At 75.7% G+C, this 14,595-nt stretch carries 16 protein-coding genes; 9 read left to right on the forward strand and 7 right to left on the reverse strand.

Annotated elements, in window-relative coordinates:
• The coding region (locus tag WCD74_RS04530; RefSeq protein ID WP_337693644.1) for a DUF3253 domain-containing protein at nt 1-356 on the reverse strand (356 nt) is incomplete at its 3' end.
• Nucleotides 357-431: 75 nt separating this feature from the next.
• Here WCD74_RS04530 and WCD74_RS04535 point away from each other — a divergent pair.
• Nucleotides 432-1,265 (forward strand): PhzF family phenazine biosynthesis protein, encoded by an 834-nt coding sequence (locus WCD74_RS04535; RefSeq protein WP_337693645.1) that lies wholly within the window; start codon nt 432-434, stop codon nt 1,263-1,265.
• 326 nt (nt 1,266-1,591) lie between these two features.
• On the opposite strand, the gene WCD74_RS04540 is transcribed toward WCD74_RS04535, so the two are convergent.
• Nucleotides 1,592-2,110 (reverse strand): GNAT family N-acetyltransferase, encoded by a 519-nt coding sequence (locus WCD74_RS04540; RefSeq protein WP_337693646.1) that lies wholly within the window; start codon nt 2,108-2,110, stop codon nt 1,592-1,594.
• A gap of 17 nt (nt 2,111-2,127) precedes the next feature.
• Here WCD74_RS04540 and WCD74_RS04545 point away from each other — a divergent pair, with 17 nt between their 5' ends.
• The 3 genes from WCD74_RS04545 to WCD74_RS04555 are packed head-to-tail and all read left to right on the forward strand — an operon-like array spanning nt 2,128 to nt 4,153.
• Entirely contained in the window at nt 2,128-2,583 is a 456-nt protein-coding gene (locus WCD74_RS04545; protein WP_337693647.1) for a GNAT family acetyltransferase, read from the forward strand.
• Nucleotides 2,580-3,713, forward strand: coding sequence for an alpha/beta hydrolase (locus WCD74_RS04550; protein ID WP_337693648.1), 1,134 nt, complete (start codon nt 2,580-2,582; stop codon nt 3,711-3,713). Before WCD74_RS04545 ends, WCD74_RS04550 begins: the two co-directional genes overlap by 4 nt.
• A gap of 14 nt (nt 3,714-3,727) precedes the next feature.
• A complete protein-coding gene (locus WCD74_RS04555) occupies nt 3,728-4,153 on the forward strand; it encodes an SRPBCC family protein (protein WP_337693649.1) in 426 nt (141 codons plus the stop codon).
• Between the two features lie 25 nt (nt 4,154-4,178).
• On the opposite strand, the gene WCD74_RS04560 is transcribed toward WCD74_RS04555, so the two are convergent.
• Entirely contained in the window at nt 4,179-5,177 is a 999-nt protein-coding gene (locus WCD74_RS04560) for an aldo/keto reductase (protein ID WP_337693650.1), read from the reverse strand.
• Between the two features lie 109 nt (nt 5,178-5,286).
• Here WCD74_RS04560 and WCD74_RS04565 point away from each other — a divergent pair, with 109 nt between their 5' ends.
• On the forward strand, nt 5,287-6,327 hold the full coding sequence (locus WCD74_RS04565) for a hypothetical protein (RefSeq protein WP_337693651.1): 1,041 nt from the start codon (nt 5,287-5,289) through the stop codon (nt 6,325-6,327).
• Nucleotides 6,328-6,334: 7 nt separating this feature from the next.
• Here the strand turns inward: WCD74_RS04565 and WCD74_RS04570 are convergent, their stop codons facing one another.
• The 3 genes from WCD74_RS04570 to WCD74_RS04580 form a co-directional block, all read right to left on the reverse strand.
• Nucleotides 6,335-7,972: an FAD-binding dehydrogenase gene (locus tag WCD74_RS04570; RefSeq protein WP_337693652.1), complete on the reverse strand. Its 1,638-nt coding sequence runs from the start codon at nt 7,970-7,972 to the stop codon at nt 6,335-6,337.
• A gap of 22 nt (nt 7,973-7,994) precedes the next feature.
• Nucleotides 7,995-8,402 (reverse strand): transglycosylase family protein, encoded by a 408-nt coding sequence (locus tag WCD74_RS04575; protein ID WP_337693653.1) that lies wholly within the window; start codon nt 8,400-8,402, stop codon nt 7,995-7,997.
• A 201-nt stretch (nt 8,403-8,603) separates the two neighbouring features.
• A complete protein-coding gene (locus WCD74_RS04580) occupies nt 8,604-9,551 on the reverse strand; it encodes an SAM-dependent methyltransferase (protein WP_337693654.1) in 948 nt (315 codons plus the stop codon).
• A 304-nt stretch (nt 9,552-9,855) separates the two neighbouring features.
• Here WCD74_RS04580 and WCD74_RS04585 point away from each other — a divergent pair, with 304 nt between their 5' ends.
• From WCD74_RS04585 to WCD74_RS04600, 4 genes are read left to right on the forward strand one after another with little or no spacing between them, the layout of a single operon-like run.
• Nucleotides 9,856-11,064, forward strand: coding sequence for a glycosyltransferase family 4 protein (locus tag WCD74_RS04585; protein WP_337693655.1), 1,209 nt, complete (start codon nt 9,856-9,858; stop codon nt 11,062-11,064).
• On the forward strand, nt 11,061-11,903 hold the full coding sequence (locus tag WCD74_RS04590; protein WP_337693656.1) for a GNAT family N-acetyltransferase: 843 nt from the start codon (nt 11,061-11,063) through the stop codon (nt 11,901-11,903). The genes WCD74_RS04585 and WCD74_RS04590 overlap by 4 nt, the downstream gene beginning before the upstream one ends.
• Entirely contained in the window at nt 11,900-12,847 is a 948-nt protein-coding gene (locus tag WCD74_RS04595) for a lysophospholipid acyltransferase family protein (protein WP_337693657.1), read from the forward strand. Before WCD74_RS04590 ends, WCD74_RS04595 begins: the two co-directional genes overlap by 4 nt.
• Nucleotides 12,837-13,502 (forward strand): class I SAM-dependent methyltransferase, encoded by a 666-nt coding sequence (locus WCD74_RS04600; protein WP_337693658.1) that lies wholly within the window; start codon nt 12,837-12,839, stop codon nt 13,500-13,502. Before WCD74_RS04595 ends, WCD74_RS04600 begins: the two co-directional genes overlap by 11 nt.
• A 62-nt stretch (nt 13,503-13,564) precedes the next feature.
• Here the strand turns inward: WCD74_RS04600 and WCD74_RS04605 are convergent, their stop codons facing one another.
• Nucleotides 13,565-14,491 carry a DUF4190 domain-containing protein gene (locus tag WCD74_RS04605; RefSeq protein WP_337693659.1) on the reverse strand — a complete coding sequence of 309 codons (927 nt, stop codon included), beginning with the start codon at nt 14,489-14,491 and terminating at the stop codon, nt 13,565-13,567.
• Nucleotides 14,492-14,595: the final 104 nt, after the last annotated feature.

Consider the following 14,595-nt stretch of genomic DNA (forward strand, 5'->3'; position numbering starts at 1 on the left):
GTCCTCCGGAGCCGGATCGGTCCCTTCGCGGTGGAGGGGTCGACGACGCGGCCCTGCTGCGTGATCTCGATCGTCCCGGCGTCGACGAGCCGGCGCGCGGCGCGGCGGGCGGGCTCCATGAGGTCACGCCAGTCGTCGCCGCCGACCTGCTTCGCCGCCTCGGACGGGCAGATCGTCTTCCCGGCCGCGCGCTGGTCGAGCAGCTCCACGATCGTCGTCTCCAGCGACCGGTCGGTGTCGTCCGGCCTGTGTCGGCGGCAGGCGTCGGAGCAGTAGCGCACGTTCTCCCAGTCGCGGGCCCACTTCTTGCGCCACTCGATGCGGCGGCCGCAGGTGGCGCAGGTCTTCTCCTCCACGACTCCGGTGTACCCGCTGCCACCTGGGCGCGGGTGGCTCTGCCGCCCCGACCCGACGTCGGGAAGGGTCGGATCGTGCACCGCTTCACCCAGGTCGACGTGTTCACCGACGAGCTCTTCGCCGGCAACCCCGTGGCGGTCGTCCACGACGCCGACGACCTCACCGACCGTCAGATGGCGGCCATCGCCTCGTGGACGAACCTCTCCGAGACGACGTTCCTGCTGCGCCCGACTCAGCGCGGCGCCGACTACCGGCTCCGCATCTTCACGCCGCGCCGCGAGCTGCCATTCGCCGGGCATCCCACCCTCGGGTCCGCACGGGCATGGCTGGAGGCCGGCGGGATTCCCGACGACGGGGACGGACCGGTCCAGGAGTGCGGCGCCGGGCTGGTGCGGGTGCGGGCCGGGGCACGGTTGTCGTTCGCGGCGCCGCCGCTGGTGCGGTCGGGGCCGGTCGACCAGGCGGACCTCGAGGCGTTGACGGCGGGGCTGGGGGTGGACGACGTCGTCGACGCGGCGTGGGTCGACAACGGCCCGGGCTGGGTGGCGCTGCTGCTGCCGGACGCCGCGACCGTCCTCGCGCTGGAACCCGACCTGCGGGCGTTGGCGGAGCACGAGCTGGGTCACGCGGTCGGGGTGGTGGGCCCGCACCCGGCCGGGTCGGACGTGGCGTTCGAGGTGCGGGCCTTCGTGCCGGCGATGGGCGTGGGCGAGGACCCGGTCACGGGCTCGCTCAACGCGGGCCTGGCGCAGTGGCTGGTGCCGGCCGGGCACGCCCCGTCGTCGTACGTCGCGGCGCAGGGCACCGCGCTCCGTCGGCGGGGACGGGTCCACATCGAGCACGTCGACGGACCGGTGTGGGTCGGCGGCGACACGGTGGTGGGCGTGTCGGGGACGCTCGCGGTCTGACGCCCGCCGACGCGCGGGCCGGTCCGGCGCGAGGGCTACGTGAGGCAGGAACCTCGACCGCTGGACCTGTCCTGTGTCGCACTCGCGCGGGTGGGCGGGGCTGACCGAGGTCGTCCAACCGTGTCCATCCGACACGGTTGCGCGGTCGCGGTTCGGACCGGAGACCGCCGGCCGCGGGGCCGCTTCGGCGCGAGGGCTACACGAGGCAGGAACCCCGCCCGCTGGACCTGCTCTGTGTGTCACTCGCGCGGGTGGGCAGGGCCGAACCGTGTCCGTCCGACACGGTTGCGCGACCGCGGTTCGGGCCGGAGGCCGCCGCCCAGCGCTCAGCGTTCGAGCGTCAGCACCACCACCTCCCGGACCGAGCCGTCCCGCAGCTGCCGGGCCGGGTCCACGTGGTCCGCGACGAACCCGGGCCGCCGGGCCACGGCGAGCGAGGCGGCGTTGGCCGGCTCGATCGTCAGCTCCAGCCGCCGGCAGTCCCGCTCCGCGAACGTCCAGGCCACCACCGTCGCCAGCGCGTCCGCCGCCCACCCGCGCCCCCGGGCCTCGCGGGCCATCCAGTAACCGATCTCGCCCACGCCCTCCCGGACGTGGAGCAGCGCCATGCTGCCCGCCACGCGGCCCGGGTCGGACAGGCCCTCGACGCAGAACGACGCCCCGCCCTCGGCCGCCACGTCGTGCACGTGGTGGGCCAGGAACCAGTCCGCGTCCTCACGGCGGTAGGGGGAGGGCACCGTCGTGAAGCGCTGGACGTCGTCGTCCTGGCAGGCGCGGTAGATCGCCTCCGCGTCGTCGTCGCGCCAGGGGCGGAGGCGGGTCAGGGCGCCCAGCAACGTCGTCACCACCCCATCATCGGTGCGTGCGCATCCGAGATCTCCGTCCCGCCGAACACGACGCGGCGATCGCCCTCTGGCACGAGGCCGCCCTGACGCGACCGTGGAACGACCCGCGCGCCGACCTGGACCGGGCCCTGGCCGGGCCCTCCTCCACCGTCCTGGCCGCTGTTCCCGACGGCGGGGACGGCCTGCTCGGGACGGTCATGGTCGGCCACGACGGGCACCGCGGGTGGATGTACTACCTGGCCGCGGCGCCCCGAGGCGAGGGCACGGGCCGGGCCCTCGTGGCGGCGGCCGAGGCGTGGTTGTCCGCGCACGTCCCGAAGGTCCAGCTGATGGTCCGCGGCGGGAATCCGGACGCATCGGACTTCTACGCCCACCTCGGCTACGAACGGTCCGACGTCTCCGTGTGGCAGCGGGTGGTCGGGCCGGGCCGCCCGGCGACGCCGTCGCCGGGGCTCCTAGGCTCCCAGGAGTGAAGTTCCCGATCCTGCGTCGCGTGCTGCGTGGGCTCGTCGGGCTCCCGCGTCCGGTGAAGCGAGCAATCGCCGGGCGCCGCGTCGAGCTCGACGGCCAGGTCCTCGATCTCGACGTCCAGATGGTCATCAAGCTGATCTCGCTGGCGGCCAACCCGGGGGAGGAGCCGCCGCTGTCCGACCAGCGACGACTCACCGACGAGGCCGCCACCGGCCTCGCCGAGGTCACCCGCGGGGTGGTCAGCCGGTCGCTGACGATCCCGGTGCCGGTCGGCCCGTCCCGCGACGCCCCGGGCACGCTGGACGCCCGCCTCTACGAACCCGTGGACGTCTCCGGCTCGACGGCCGGCCTGCTCGTGTTCTTCCACGGCGGCGGCTTCGCCCTCGGCAGCATCGTCTCGGGCGACCCGCTGTGCCGGGCGCTCGCCCAGCAGGCCGGCGCCCGCGTGCTGTCCGTGGAGTACCGCCTGGCCCCCGAGCACCCGTTCCCGGCGGGCCTGGCCGACGCCGTGGCCGCCCTCCGGTACGTCCTCGACCACCGCACCGATCTCCGCGCGGGCGCGGTCGCCGTCGGCGGCGACTCCGCGGGCGCCAACCTCGCCCTCACCGCCGCCCACCAGCTCGCCCGCCGGGGCGAGACCACCGCGGAGTTCGTCCTGGCGCTCTACCCCGTCACCGACGCCGGGCGCTCGGGCGGCTCCCGCGAGCTGTTCGCCGACGGGTTCGGGCTGCGCACCCAGGACGTCGAGTGGTTCGAGGGCCTCTACCTGCCCGAGGGCCTCGACCCCATCCGCCCCACCGCCCTGCTCGACGCGCACGACCTCGACGTCATGCCCCCGGCCTACGTCGCCACCGCGGGCTTCGACCCGCTGCGCGACGAGGGCGAGGAGCTGGTGACGGCGCTGCGGCGGGTCGGGGTCCCGGTCGTGGCGCGGCGCTTCCCCGGGCTGGTCCACGGCTACGCCGGCTTCGCCGGGCTCATCCCCGCCGCCCGCGACGCGGTGCTCGACGCCGCCTCCGCGCTGCGGGCGGGGATCGCGCTCACCGGCCCGCACGCGGCGTCCGAGGCGGCGTCGGGGGCCATGGCGCTGGACACGCCGGGCGTGGAGGAGCACGGCGCGGGTATCTCCTGAGCATGGCGGGCCCCGTGAAGGAATCCATTGCGATCGCCGCGCCGGTGGCGACGGTCATCGACGTCGTCGCCGATCTCGAGAACACCGACCGGTGGGCCAACGAGGCGAAGGAGGCCAAGGTCGTCGCGCACGACGACGCCGGTCGCCCGTCCCGCATCGAGGTCACCCTCGGCGCCATCGGGTTCAGCACCACGGCCGTCTACGACGTCGCGTACACCGACTCCTCGGTGACGCTGACGTGCACGAAGGACGGCGGCCGGCTGATCGGCGAGAGCACGATCGCCTACGAGGCGGCGGAGTCCGGCACCGGGACCGAGCTGACCATGACCTCCACGATGGAGGTCACCGTCCCGGTGCCGAACTGGGGCCTGGAGCGGGCGATGCACCGCTCCGCCCGCAAGAACCTCGAGTCGGTGAAGGCCGACGCGGAGGGTCGCTGAGCGGCGCGGTCCCGGTCGGTCCCGCTCAGTGCCGCAGTGACCCCATCGCCGCCTCGGGGTAGCGCTCGCCGGTCGCGACGCCGAGCGGGGCGGCCTCGTCGATGGCAGCGAGGTCCTCGGCGGAGAGCGTGACGTCCAGGGCGCGCACGTTCTCCTCGAGGTAGGTGCGCCGCTTCGTGCCCGGGATCGGCACGACGCCGGACGGGATCTGCCGGGCGAGCACCCAGGCCAGCGCGAGCACCGTCGTCGGCACCCCCTTCGCGGACGCGATCTCCTCCACCCGCTCCAGCACCCGCAGGTTGGCCGTCAGCGCCTCCCCGGAGAAGCGCGGCGCGTTCCGGCGCCAGTCGTCGGGCGGCAGGTCGTCGGTCGAGCGGATGTCCCCGGACAGGAAGCCGCGCCCGAGCGGGCTGTAGGGCACGAAGCCGATGCCGAGCTCGCGGCAGACGTCGAGCACCCCGTCGTCCTCGACCTCGCGGGTGAACAGCGAGTACTCCGTCTGCACGGCCGAGACCGGCGCGGTGGCGTGCGCCCGGCGGATCGTCTCCGGGGCGGCCTCGGAGATGCCGAGGTAGCGCACCTTGCCCGCCTCGACGAGCTCGCCGAGCGCACCCCAGGTCTCCTCGATCGGCACCGACGGGTCGACCCGGTGCTGGTAGTAGAGGTCGACGTGGTCGGTGCCCAGGCGGGACAGCGACCCGTCGATCTGCCCCCGCAGGTAGTCCGGCCGCCCGTTCACCCGGCCGGTCCCCTTCCCGTCGGGACCGATCTCGTTGCCGAACTTCGTCGCGATCTCCACCTCGTCGCGGTGCGGGGCGAGGACGCTGCCGAGCAGCTGCTCTCCTGTGTGCGGGCCGTACATGTCGGCGGTGTCGAAGAAGGTGACACCCAGCTCGAGGGCGCGCTCGAGGGTCGCCCGCGACTCGTCGTCGTCCTGACCGCCGTACGCGAACGTCATGCCCATGCACCCGAGTCCGAGCGCGGACACGGAGAGGCCCTGCGATCCGAGGGTTCGTCGTTCCATGTCCCCGGTGTGCCCGGGCGGGGCCCGGACCGATCCCCACTACGGCATTCCGTGCGCCGCACTACGGCATTCCCGGCCCCGGTCCCGACGACCGGCCTACCGTGCTCGCGTGGTCCGTGCCCTGGTGGTGGCGATCGTCCTGTTCCTGGCCGGCGCCTGCAGCGTGACCGCCCCGTTCCGCGACCAGGCGCGGCCCGCGCCGGACCCCGCCCCGGCCCCGAGCCGGTCGGGCGGGCTCTTCGCCGGCCCGCAGCCCTGGACGACGGACGTGTCCGGCGCCCCGGCCTCGGAACGGTCGCCCGCGGTCCTCGCCGCGCTGACGGCCGCCGGCGGCTGGGGGAACGGGAACGTGCTGCAGATCGACACGTCGATGCCCGTGCTCACCGCGGACGGCTCGACGCGGCGGCTCACGGTGGGGCCGAACGCCGACTACTGCTTCGGCGGCATCCCCGACTGCGACCCCGTCCCCGCGGAGATGCCGGTGCCCGAGGGGGCGGTGATCGAGGGGTCGTCCGACCTGACCTGCGACGCGACCGCCGAGGACTGCCACCTGCTCGTGGCCGACACCGCCGGCCGGCGGCTCTACGAGCTCTACCAGGCCACGCAGGTCGGCGACGGGCTCACCGCGACCGGCCTGTTCGTCTGGGACCTCGACCGCGCCTACTCCGACGACCTCCGCGGGCCGCAGTGCACCAGCGCGGACGCCGCCGGCTTCCCGATCGCCGCCCTCACGCCGACCGCCGACGAGGTCGCCACCGGCCGCATCGACCACGCGCTGCGGTTCATCCTGCCCAACGACCGGATGAAGGCCGACGTCTACGTCCCGCCCGCCACGCACGCCGGCGGCCCGACGAACCCGGACCCGGACGCCCCGCCCTACGGCGTCCACCTCCGGCTCAAGCCGACGGTCGACACCGCGGCGTACACCGGTCCGCAGCGGGTCGTGCTCACGGCGCTGCAGACCTACGGGATGTACCTCTCGGACGGCGGGGAGATCGCGCTGACCTTCGCCGACGACCGGTTCTCGACGGCGAGGTGGGCCGACCTCGGCATCGAGCCCCGCACGTTCGCCGGGCTGACCGTCGACGACTTCGAGGTGATCGACCACGGTCCCGAGGTGCCGGTCACCTACGACTGCGCCCGGAACTGACCCCGACCTACAGCGCCCGGCCGACCGTGCGCCCGCTGAACAGGCAGCCGCCGAGGAAGGTGCCCTCCAGCGAGTTGTAGCCGTGCACCCCGCCGCCGCCGAAGCCGGCCGCCTCCCCCGCCGCGTACAGCCCGGGGATCGGTGCGCCGTCGGCGCCGAGCACCCGCCCGGACAGGTCCGTGTGCAGCCCGCCCAGCGTCTTGCGGGTCAGGACGTGCAGCTTCACGGCCACGAGCGGCCCGGCCGCCGGGTCGAGGATGCGGTGCGGCGGTGCGACCCGGATCAGGCGGTCGCCCAGGTAGCCGCGGGCGTTGCGGATCGCCGCGAGCTGGGCGTCCTTGCCGTACGGATTGTCCAGCTCGCGGTCGCGGGCCACCACCTGGCGCTCCACGTCGGAGAGGTGCAGCAGCGGCTCCGGCGTCAGGGCGTTCATCCGGTCCACCAGCTCGGGCAGCGAGTCCGCCGCCACGAAGTCGGCGCCGCGGCGCTGGAACTCGCCGACCGGCCCGGTCGGACCGGGCCGCCCCCGCTGCAGGGTGAGCCGGACGTCGCGGCCGGTCAGGTCGGGGTTCTGCTCGGAGCCGGAGAGCGCGAACTCCTTCTCCAGGATGCGCTGGGTGGTGACGAACCACGTGTGGTCGTGCCCGGTCCGGCGGATGTGGGCGAGCGTCGCGAGGGTGTCCGAGCCCGGGAAGAGCGGGGCCGGCAGGCGCTGCCCGGTCGCGTCGAACCACATCGACGACGGCCCCGGGAGGATCCGGATGCCGTGCAGCGGCCAGACCGGGGAGTGGTTGACGATGCCCTCGGTGTAGTGCCACATGCGGTCGCGGTGCACGACGGCGGCGCCGGCCGCCTCGGCGTGGGAGATCATGCGGCCGTCGACGTGGGCCGGCACCCCGGAGATCATGTGCTCGGGCGGGGTCCCGAGACGCTCGGGCCAGTACTTCCGCACGGCCTCGTGGTCGCCGCCGATGCCGCCGCTGGTGACGACGACCGCGCCCGCCGCGACCTCGAAGTCCCCCGCCGCCGTCCGCGAGCTGGACTGGCCGCGCCCCACGTCGCTCGGCTCCAGCACCGTGCCGGCGACGCCGGTGACCACCCCCGCCGTCGTCACCACCCGGTCCACGCGGTGCCGGAACCGCAGCTCGACCCGCCCGGCCGCGACCGCGGCCCGCACGCGGCGCAGGAACGGCTCCAGCAGGCCCGGCCCGGTGCCCCACGTGATGTGGAAGCGCGGGACGGAGTTGCCGTGGCCGGTCGCCGACCCGGACCCGCGCTCGGCCCACCCGACGACGGGGAACAGCCGCACCCCCTGGTCGCGCAACCACGACCGTTTCTCGCCGGCGGCCCACTCGACGTAGGCCCGGGCCCAGGCGCGGCCCCACTCGTCGCCGGTCGCGTCGAACTGCGCCGAGCCCTGCCAGTCCGACCAGGCGAGGTCGAACGAGTCGTGGATGCGCAACCGGCGCTGCTCGGGGGAGTCGACGAGGAACAGCCCGCCGAACGACCACCACGCCTGTCCGCCGAGGGACGCCTCGGGCTCCTGGTCGAGCAGGACCACCCGGCGCCCGGCGCCGGCCAGCTCGGCGGTGGCGACGAGGCCGGCCAGGCCGGCCCCGACGACGACGACGTCAGGGGTGCTCACGTCGTCATCATGCCAAGAGCGCTCAGCGCATCCCGAGCTTCTTGGTGCAGGTCGGCCAGGCCTTCCAGCCCTGCTCCTCCTGCACCTTCTTCGCCACGGCGATCTGCTCCTCGCGGCTGGCCTGGTCAGCCGACGAGGCGTACTCCTTGCCGCCGAAGGCCTTCCACGTGGAGTCGGTGAACTGCAGGCCGCCCTTGAAGCCGTTGCCGGTGTCCGCGTCCCAGTTGTTGGTGGACTCGCACTTGGCCAGGCGGTCCCAGGTCGCGTTGCTCTCGGGCGACGCGGAGGCGCTCGGCGCGGCCATGGCGGTGCCGGCCAGCGCCACCGGGGCGGTGACGGTCGCGGCGGCGATGCCGACCTTGAGCGAGGCGAGGGCGAGGCTGCCGGTGGTGTCGGACAGCGTGCTGGGCTTGCGGTGGCGACCAGACATACGTCGGCTCCAAGTCGAGTCGGGGACACTCGGGCCGGGGTGCGTGGGGAGCGGACCGGCAGCGGGGACCGTAATCGAATCGAGACTTACCGTCACCTCGTGTGACCGGCACGGTGCGGTCTGTCGCGGTGAGTGGCGGGTGAGGCGCGCCGGGCGGCGAACGGAGCAACCCTCGTTCGGCTGAATCGGCCGAACGGGCTCTCAGCGCCGGAAGCCCACGGCCGCCCAGTGACCGCGTGCGTCGCCCGGACCGGGAGGGCGTCCGGCCTCGGGACGCCAGTCGCCGGCCCAGACGAGCCCGGGGTCGACCAGGTCCACCCCGGCGACGATCTCCGCCACCTGCTCGCGGGTCCGGGCCCGCGGCGTGCTGTGCACGTACTGCGCGGTGAGGCGCTCGACCGCCGCGGAGGCCCGCGGTCCGTCGGCGGTGTAGTGCGAGACCGCCAGCGCGCTGCCGGGCGCGAGCCGGTCGAGGTAGGCGGCGACCAGGGCGGCCGCGTCGTCGCGGACGTGCTGCAGCACCGAGAAGGCGAGCAGTCCCACGGGACGGCGCAGGTCGAGCAGGCCGGCGACGCCCGGGGCGGTGAGCACGGCGTCGACGTCGGTGACGTCGACCGCGGAGTAGGTCGCGGTCGGGACGGCGGCGACGAGCTGGTGGCCGTGCATCGCGGCGATCGAGTCGACGTCGGTGTACGCCACCAGCGCCCGGGCGCGGGCCCGGGCGACGACCTCGTGGACGTTGCCCATGGTCGGGACCCCCGACCCGAGGTCCAGGAACTGGTCGATCCCGGCCGCGAGCAGGAAGCGCACGGCGCGCCGCAGGAAGGCCCGGTTCTCCCGGACGAGCGCGACGATGTCCCCGCTGCGGGCCAGCTCGTCGCCGAGGCGGCGGTCGACCGCGCCGTGGGCGGCGCCGCCGAGCAGGTAGTCGTAGACGCGGGCGGAGCTGGGGCGCTCGAACTCCTCGGGCGCGGGCCCACTCCGGCGTCCGTGCTCGTCGGCCGGCGGCCGGGCCTGACCCGGCACCGATCCGTCGGGCACGCCCAGCGACGAGCGGGCGGGTGCGGCGCGCTCGGCCAGCCCGCCGACCGGGGCCGGGACGGGGGCGACGGTTGCGGCCGGTCCCTGGCGACGCGGCGGTTCCAGCACGCGACCCCCTCTCCCGACCTGGGCTGACGGCGTTCAGTAGGCGGTGGTGGTCGCGACGGTGTCAAACCGGCGCCACGGTCGGGCCAGCGTTCTCCCGGCTCCACGACCCCGCTGGGTGACCACGCGGGGGCCCCGACCCGACCGCGGGGCCGCACGACCGCGTCCCGGGTACGGGGTGAGCACCCTCGGTGACATGTCACGACTGGGTCACAACGAGTCCCGGCGGAAGCTGTTGGGAGAGGGTTCGGCGGGAGGTCACGTCGTCGTCGCTCACCCGGACCTCACAGCGGCAACCGTCGATCACGTGCGCGTCGCGGTCGTGACCGAATCGTTCCTGCCTCAGGTCAACGGGGTCACCAACTCGGTCCTGCAGGTCATCGCCCACCTCCGGCGGCGGGGCCACGAGGGCCTCGTCCTCGCCCCGGGAGCCGGCCCGGACGAGGTCGAGGGCACCCCGGTCATCCGGGTGCCCGCGCTCGACCTGGCCCTGGTCGACTCCCTGCCGGTCGGGGTCCCCACCCCCGCGGTGCGGGCGACCCTCGAGGAGTTCCGCCCCGACGTCGTCCACCTGGCCTCGCCGTTCGTCCTGGGAGCCCGCGCGATCACCGCGGCCCGCCGGCTCCGGGTCCCCACGGTGGCCGTCTACCAGACCGACGTGGCGGGCTTCGCCGCGTCGTACGGCGTCGGCCTCACCGCGCGGGCCGCGTGGCGCTGGACCCGGCGCCTGCACAGCCGCGCCGACCGCACCCTCGCGCCGTCGGCCTGGGCGGTCGACGCGCTGCGCGAGCACGGCATCCCGCGCGTGCACCGCTGGGGGCGGGGCGTCGACACCGTCCGCTTCCGCCCGGCCGCCGAACAACCCGACGGCGGGGCGGCCGCCGCCGCACTGCGCCGCGAGCTCGCGCCGCGCGGGGAGATGCTGGTCGGCTACGCCGGCCGGCTCGCCCACGAGAAGCAGGTCGAGCGGCTGGCCGCCCTGTCCGGCCTGCCCGGCGTCCGGACCGTGGTGGTCGGGGACGGGCCGGCCCGCGGGCGGCTCGCCGAGCTGCTGCCCGACGCGGCCTTCCTCGGCTTCCGTGGCGGCTCCGACCTCGCCACCGCCTACGCGGCCCTGGACGCCTTCGTGCACACGGGCCCGTTCGAGACCTTCTGCCAGACGGTGCAGGAGGCCAAGGCCAGCGGCCTGCCGGTGATCGCCCCGGACGCCGGCGGGGTGCGGGACCTCGTCGACCCGGGGGCCACCGGCTGGCTGTTCGACACCACCGCCGAGGCGGACGCGGCGGGCGCCGACATCCGCGACCGCGTGCGCGCCTGGCGCGACGACCCCGCGACCCGCCGCCGGATGGGGCTCGCGGCCCGCGCCTCCACGACCGGCCGGACCTGGCCCGCGGTCTGCGAGGAACTCCTCGAGCACTACTCGCAGCTCACCGCCGACGATTCACGCGGAACACACCGAGTCGTCACGCGTGGGTCGGCCGAACGGCGCACTGGCACCGTAGACACCGCGGCATGACCAGCACCGAGGTCCTGCTCACGACGGCGGCCGCCCCGGCCGCCCCGGCCGGCCCGGCCCCCGTCGGGACGGACGTGTCCCGCCCCGGGGACCCCGGAGCCTCCGAGCGCTACAGCCTGCTCGTGTCCCGCGAGTCCGACCACGTCCGCGCGGCGCAGCGCCTGCGCCACGACGTCTTCGCGGTCGAGCAGGGCGCCCGGCTCGCGCCCGGCCCGGCGGCGGACGAGGGGCGCGACGAGGACCGCTTCGACGCGTTCTGCGACCACCTCATGGTCCGGGACGACACCGACGGCCGGATCGTCGGCACCTACCGGATGCTCACCCCCGAGGGCGCCGCCGAGGCGGGCGGCCTGTACTCCGACACCGAGTTCGACCTGCGTCGCCTCGTCGGCCTGCGCCCGCGCCTGGTCGAGGTCGGCCGCTCCTGCGTGCACCCGGACCACCGCACCGGCACGGTGCTGTCCCTGGTCTGGGCCGGGATGTGGCGCTATCTCGTCCTCTCCGGGCACCGCTGGCTGATCGGCTGCGCGAGCGTCCCCCTGACCGCCGACGGCGAGCTGCCCGGCGCGGTGTGGTCGCTGGTGCGGGAGAAGCACTACTCCCCCGACGAGCGCCGTGTGATCCCGCACCGTCCGGCCCCGATCGGTCCCGACGACGGGCGCCGTGCGGCCCGGGCGCAGACCCCGCCGCTGCTGCGCGGCTACCTGCGCCTCGGCGCCGAGATCTGCGGGGCCCCCGCGCTCGACCCGGACTTCGGCGTGGCGGACCTGCCCCTGCTGCTCGACCACACCGCCATCGACCCGCGCTGGCGGCGCCACCTGCTCGGGGAGGACGCATGACCGACGGTGTCTCCGGCTGGTTCCCGACCTCGCCCTGCACCCCGACCTGCCTGCCCACCCCCGCTCCCGACGACGGGTGGGTGCGGCTGCGCCGCCGGGTCCGCACCGTGGCCCGGCTGAGCGCCCTCGCGGTCGTCCTGCTCGCCGGGGTCCCGGTCGCGGCCCTCGCCCCGCTGCTCGGCCCGGCCCGCCTCGGCCGGGCCCAGGCCCTGTGGTGCGGCCGGCTGCTCGCCGCGGCCGGGGTGCGGGTGGTCGTGACCGGACCGCGCCCGGCGCCGGGCTCGCTCGTCGTCGCGAACCACGTCTCGTGGCTGGACGTGCTCGCGCTCAACCGGGTCGCACCGGTGCGGATGCTCGCCAAGACCGAGGTGCGCGACTGGCCGCTGATCGGCCCCATGGCCGCGCGGGCGGGCACGGTGTTCCTGGACCGTGACCGGCTGCGCGCGCTCCCGGACGCGGTCGCCGCCGTCGCCGGTGCGCTGCGCACCGATTCCACGGTCGGCGTGTTCGCCGAGGGCACCACCCGCTGCGGCCGCGACCTCGGGCGCTTCCGCCCCGCCGCCTTCCAGGCCGCGGTGGACGCCGGGGCACCCGTGGTCCCGGTCGCTCTCGCCTACGCGGCCGCCGACGGCACCCCGGACGCGTCCGCGGCCTTCGTCGGCGACGACGACCTGATGTCCTCGCTGATCCGCGTCGCCGCCGCGCCCCGGACGGTGCTCACGGTGCGCGTGCTGCCCTCCTGGACCCCGGTCGCCGACGCCCCGCGGACGGAGCCGGAGCGGCGCCGGTGCGCCCGGCGCGCGGCCGCCGCGGTCACCGCGGCCCTGCCGACGCCCGACCTCGACGCCCGTCCCCTGCCCGCCGTCCACGCGCCGGCCCCGCCGGCCGTCCCTGCCGCGGCCGCCTCGCCGGTCCGGCGCTCGGAGGTGACCCGTGCCGCCTGAGTCCTCCGGCTCGGGACGGGAGGTCGAGCTCCCCACCCGTGACTGGCGCGACGACGCCCGGTTCGCGGCCCAGTTCGTGCGGGCGCCCGTCGCCACCGCGTCCGTGTGGCCGAGCTCCACGGCGCTCGCCCGCGCCGTGGCGGACGCGGCGCTCGGGCCTGCGCGGGCCGGTGACGGTCCCCTGGTCGTGGAGCTCGGCGCGGGGTCGGGGGCCTTCACCGTCGAGCTCGCCCGCCGCCTCGCCGGTCGGGGCCGCCACCTCGCGGTCGAGCTGAACCCGGCGCTGGCCCATCGGCTCGCCGAGCGCCTGCCGTCGGTCGAGGTCGTGCCGGCCGACGTGGCCGAGCTGCCGACCCTGCTCGCGGTCCGCGGGCTGCCCTCGACCGGCGGGGTGGACGTGGTCGTCAGCGGCCTCGGCTGGTCCGCGACGCGCCCCGGCCGGGACGATTCGCTGCTCCCGGTGGTCGCCGCGACGCTCGCCCGCGGCGGCGTGTTCGTGCAGTTCGGCTACACCTTCACCCGCTGGGCCGCGCCGGCGCGGGCCCTGGAGCGGGAGCTGCGCGAGCTCTTCGGCGAGATGTCCACGACCGCGACCGTCTGGCGCAACCTGCCGCCGGCGATCGTGCACCGCGCCGCCCACCCGGTCCGGACGTGACACCGGCCCGGTGCCGGGAGCCTGACGCTCCCGGCACCGGGCCGGATACCCCCCCCCCCGGGTCAGCCGCCGATGACGGCCGTGACCTCGTTCGCCATGGCGGTGGCGTCGTCGCTCAGCGCCGACGCGGCGGCCTGCACCTTGCTGGAGCTCGAGGAGCTGACGATGGTGTTCAGGTCGGTCAGCACCTGGTCGATCGCCGGCAGCATCCGGCTGTCGACCTGCGAGCGCAGCTCGGGGGAGAGCTGGACCGAGGCGGCGGTGTCGCGGAAGCGCTGCAGCTCGTCCCGGTAGGTGGCGACGTCGGCCTTGATGGCGTCCAGGTCGCCGGTGTGGGCGTCCAGGTTCTCGCTCAGCGTCGCGTCGGCAGCGGCCACGTCGAGCCACCCGGTGACCAGCTGGGCCCGCCCGGCGGCCTCGCTCCCGGTGGTCCCGGTGGTCGTCCCGGTGCCGCCCGCCGCGGGGGCCGGGGAGGCGACCGAGGGCACCGCCGGTGCGGCCGCCACCGGCGCCGCGGCGACCGGAGCGGGGTCGGCGGTGTAGGTCACCGTCGTGACCATCGAGAGCACCATGATCGTCGAGACGATGCCCATCAGCGTGAACACGATGCCGAGGGCGAGGCCGGTGGTCGCGAGGCCCTTGCCGCGCTCGCCGGTCCGGGCGATCTGCCGGCGCGAGATCGCGCCGAGCACGATCGCGACCGGCGACACGACGAAGGCGGCGACGACGGACAGCCAGGACAGCGTGTTCAGCGGGGGCTGCGGGGCCGGGGCGAGGGGCCCGGCCGGCCCGGCGAGCCCGGCCGGCATCGCCGCGGTCGGCAGCGGGGCCGCGTAGCCCTGCTGCTGCGGCACGGCGCCCGGCGGGGGCCACCCGGAGGGCTGGGCCAGGGGTGTGCCGCCCGCCGGGGTGGTCGTCTCGGCGTCGACGGAGCCGTCGATCATCGGGGCGGCGGTGGTCTCGGCGCGGGGGTCGGCGTGCTGGGTCATGGCGGTTCCTCCGGGTTCCGGTGCTGGCCCGGCGGCGCCGGGCACGGGACTACCGTCACTCTTCGTGGAACTATTCGCCAAGCAGATCGGCAAATTGCCACTCG

Origin of the sequence: Actinomycetospora aurantiaca, from assembly GCF_037401875.1 — a bacterium.
GTDB lineage: Bacteria > Actinomycetota > Actinomycetes > Mycobacteriales > Pseudonocardiaceae > Actinomycetospora > Actinomycetospora aurantiaca.

Excerpts from the sequence above, each read along its gene's own strand:
- WCD74_RS04605 (WP_337693659.1), bottom strand. The coding sequence starts at position 14,491 with ATGACCCAGCACGCCGACCCCCGCGCCGAGACCACCGCCGCCCCGATG.
- WCD74_RS04575 (WP_337693653.1), bottom strand. The coding sequence starts at position 8,402 with ATGTCTGGTCGCCACCGCAAGCCCAGCACGCTGTCCGACACCACCGGC.
- WCD74_RS04560 (WP_337693650.1), bottom strand. The coding sequence starts at position 5,177 with ATGGAACGACGAACCCTCGGATCGCAGGGCCTCTCCGTGTCCGCGCTC.
- WCD74_RS04590 (WP_337693656.1), top strand. The coding sequence starts at position 11,061 with ATGACCAGCACCGAGGTCCTGCTCACGACGGCGGCCGCCCCGGCCGCC.
- WCD74_RS04595 (WP_337693657.1), top strand. The coding sequence starts at position 11,900 with ATGACCGACGGTGTCTCCGGCTGGTTCCCGACCTCGCCCTGCACCCCG.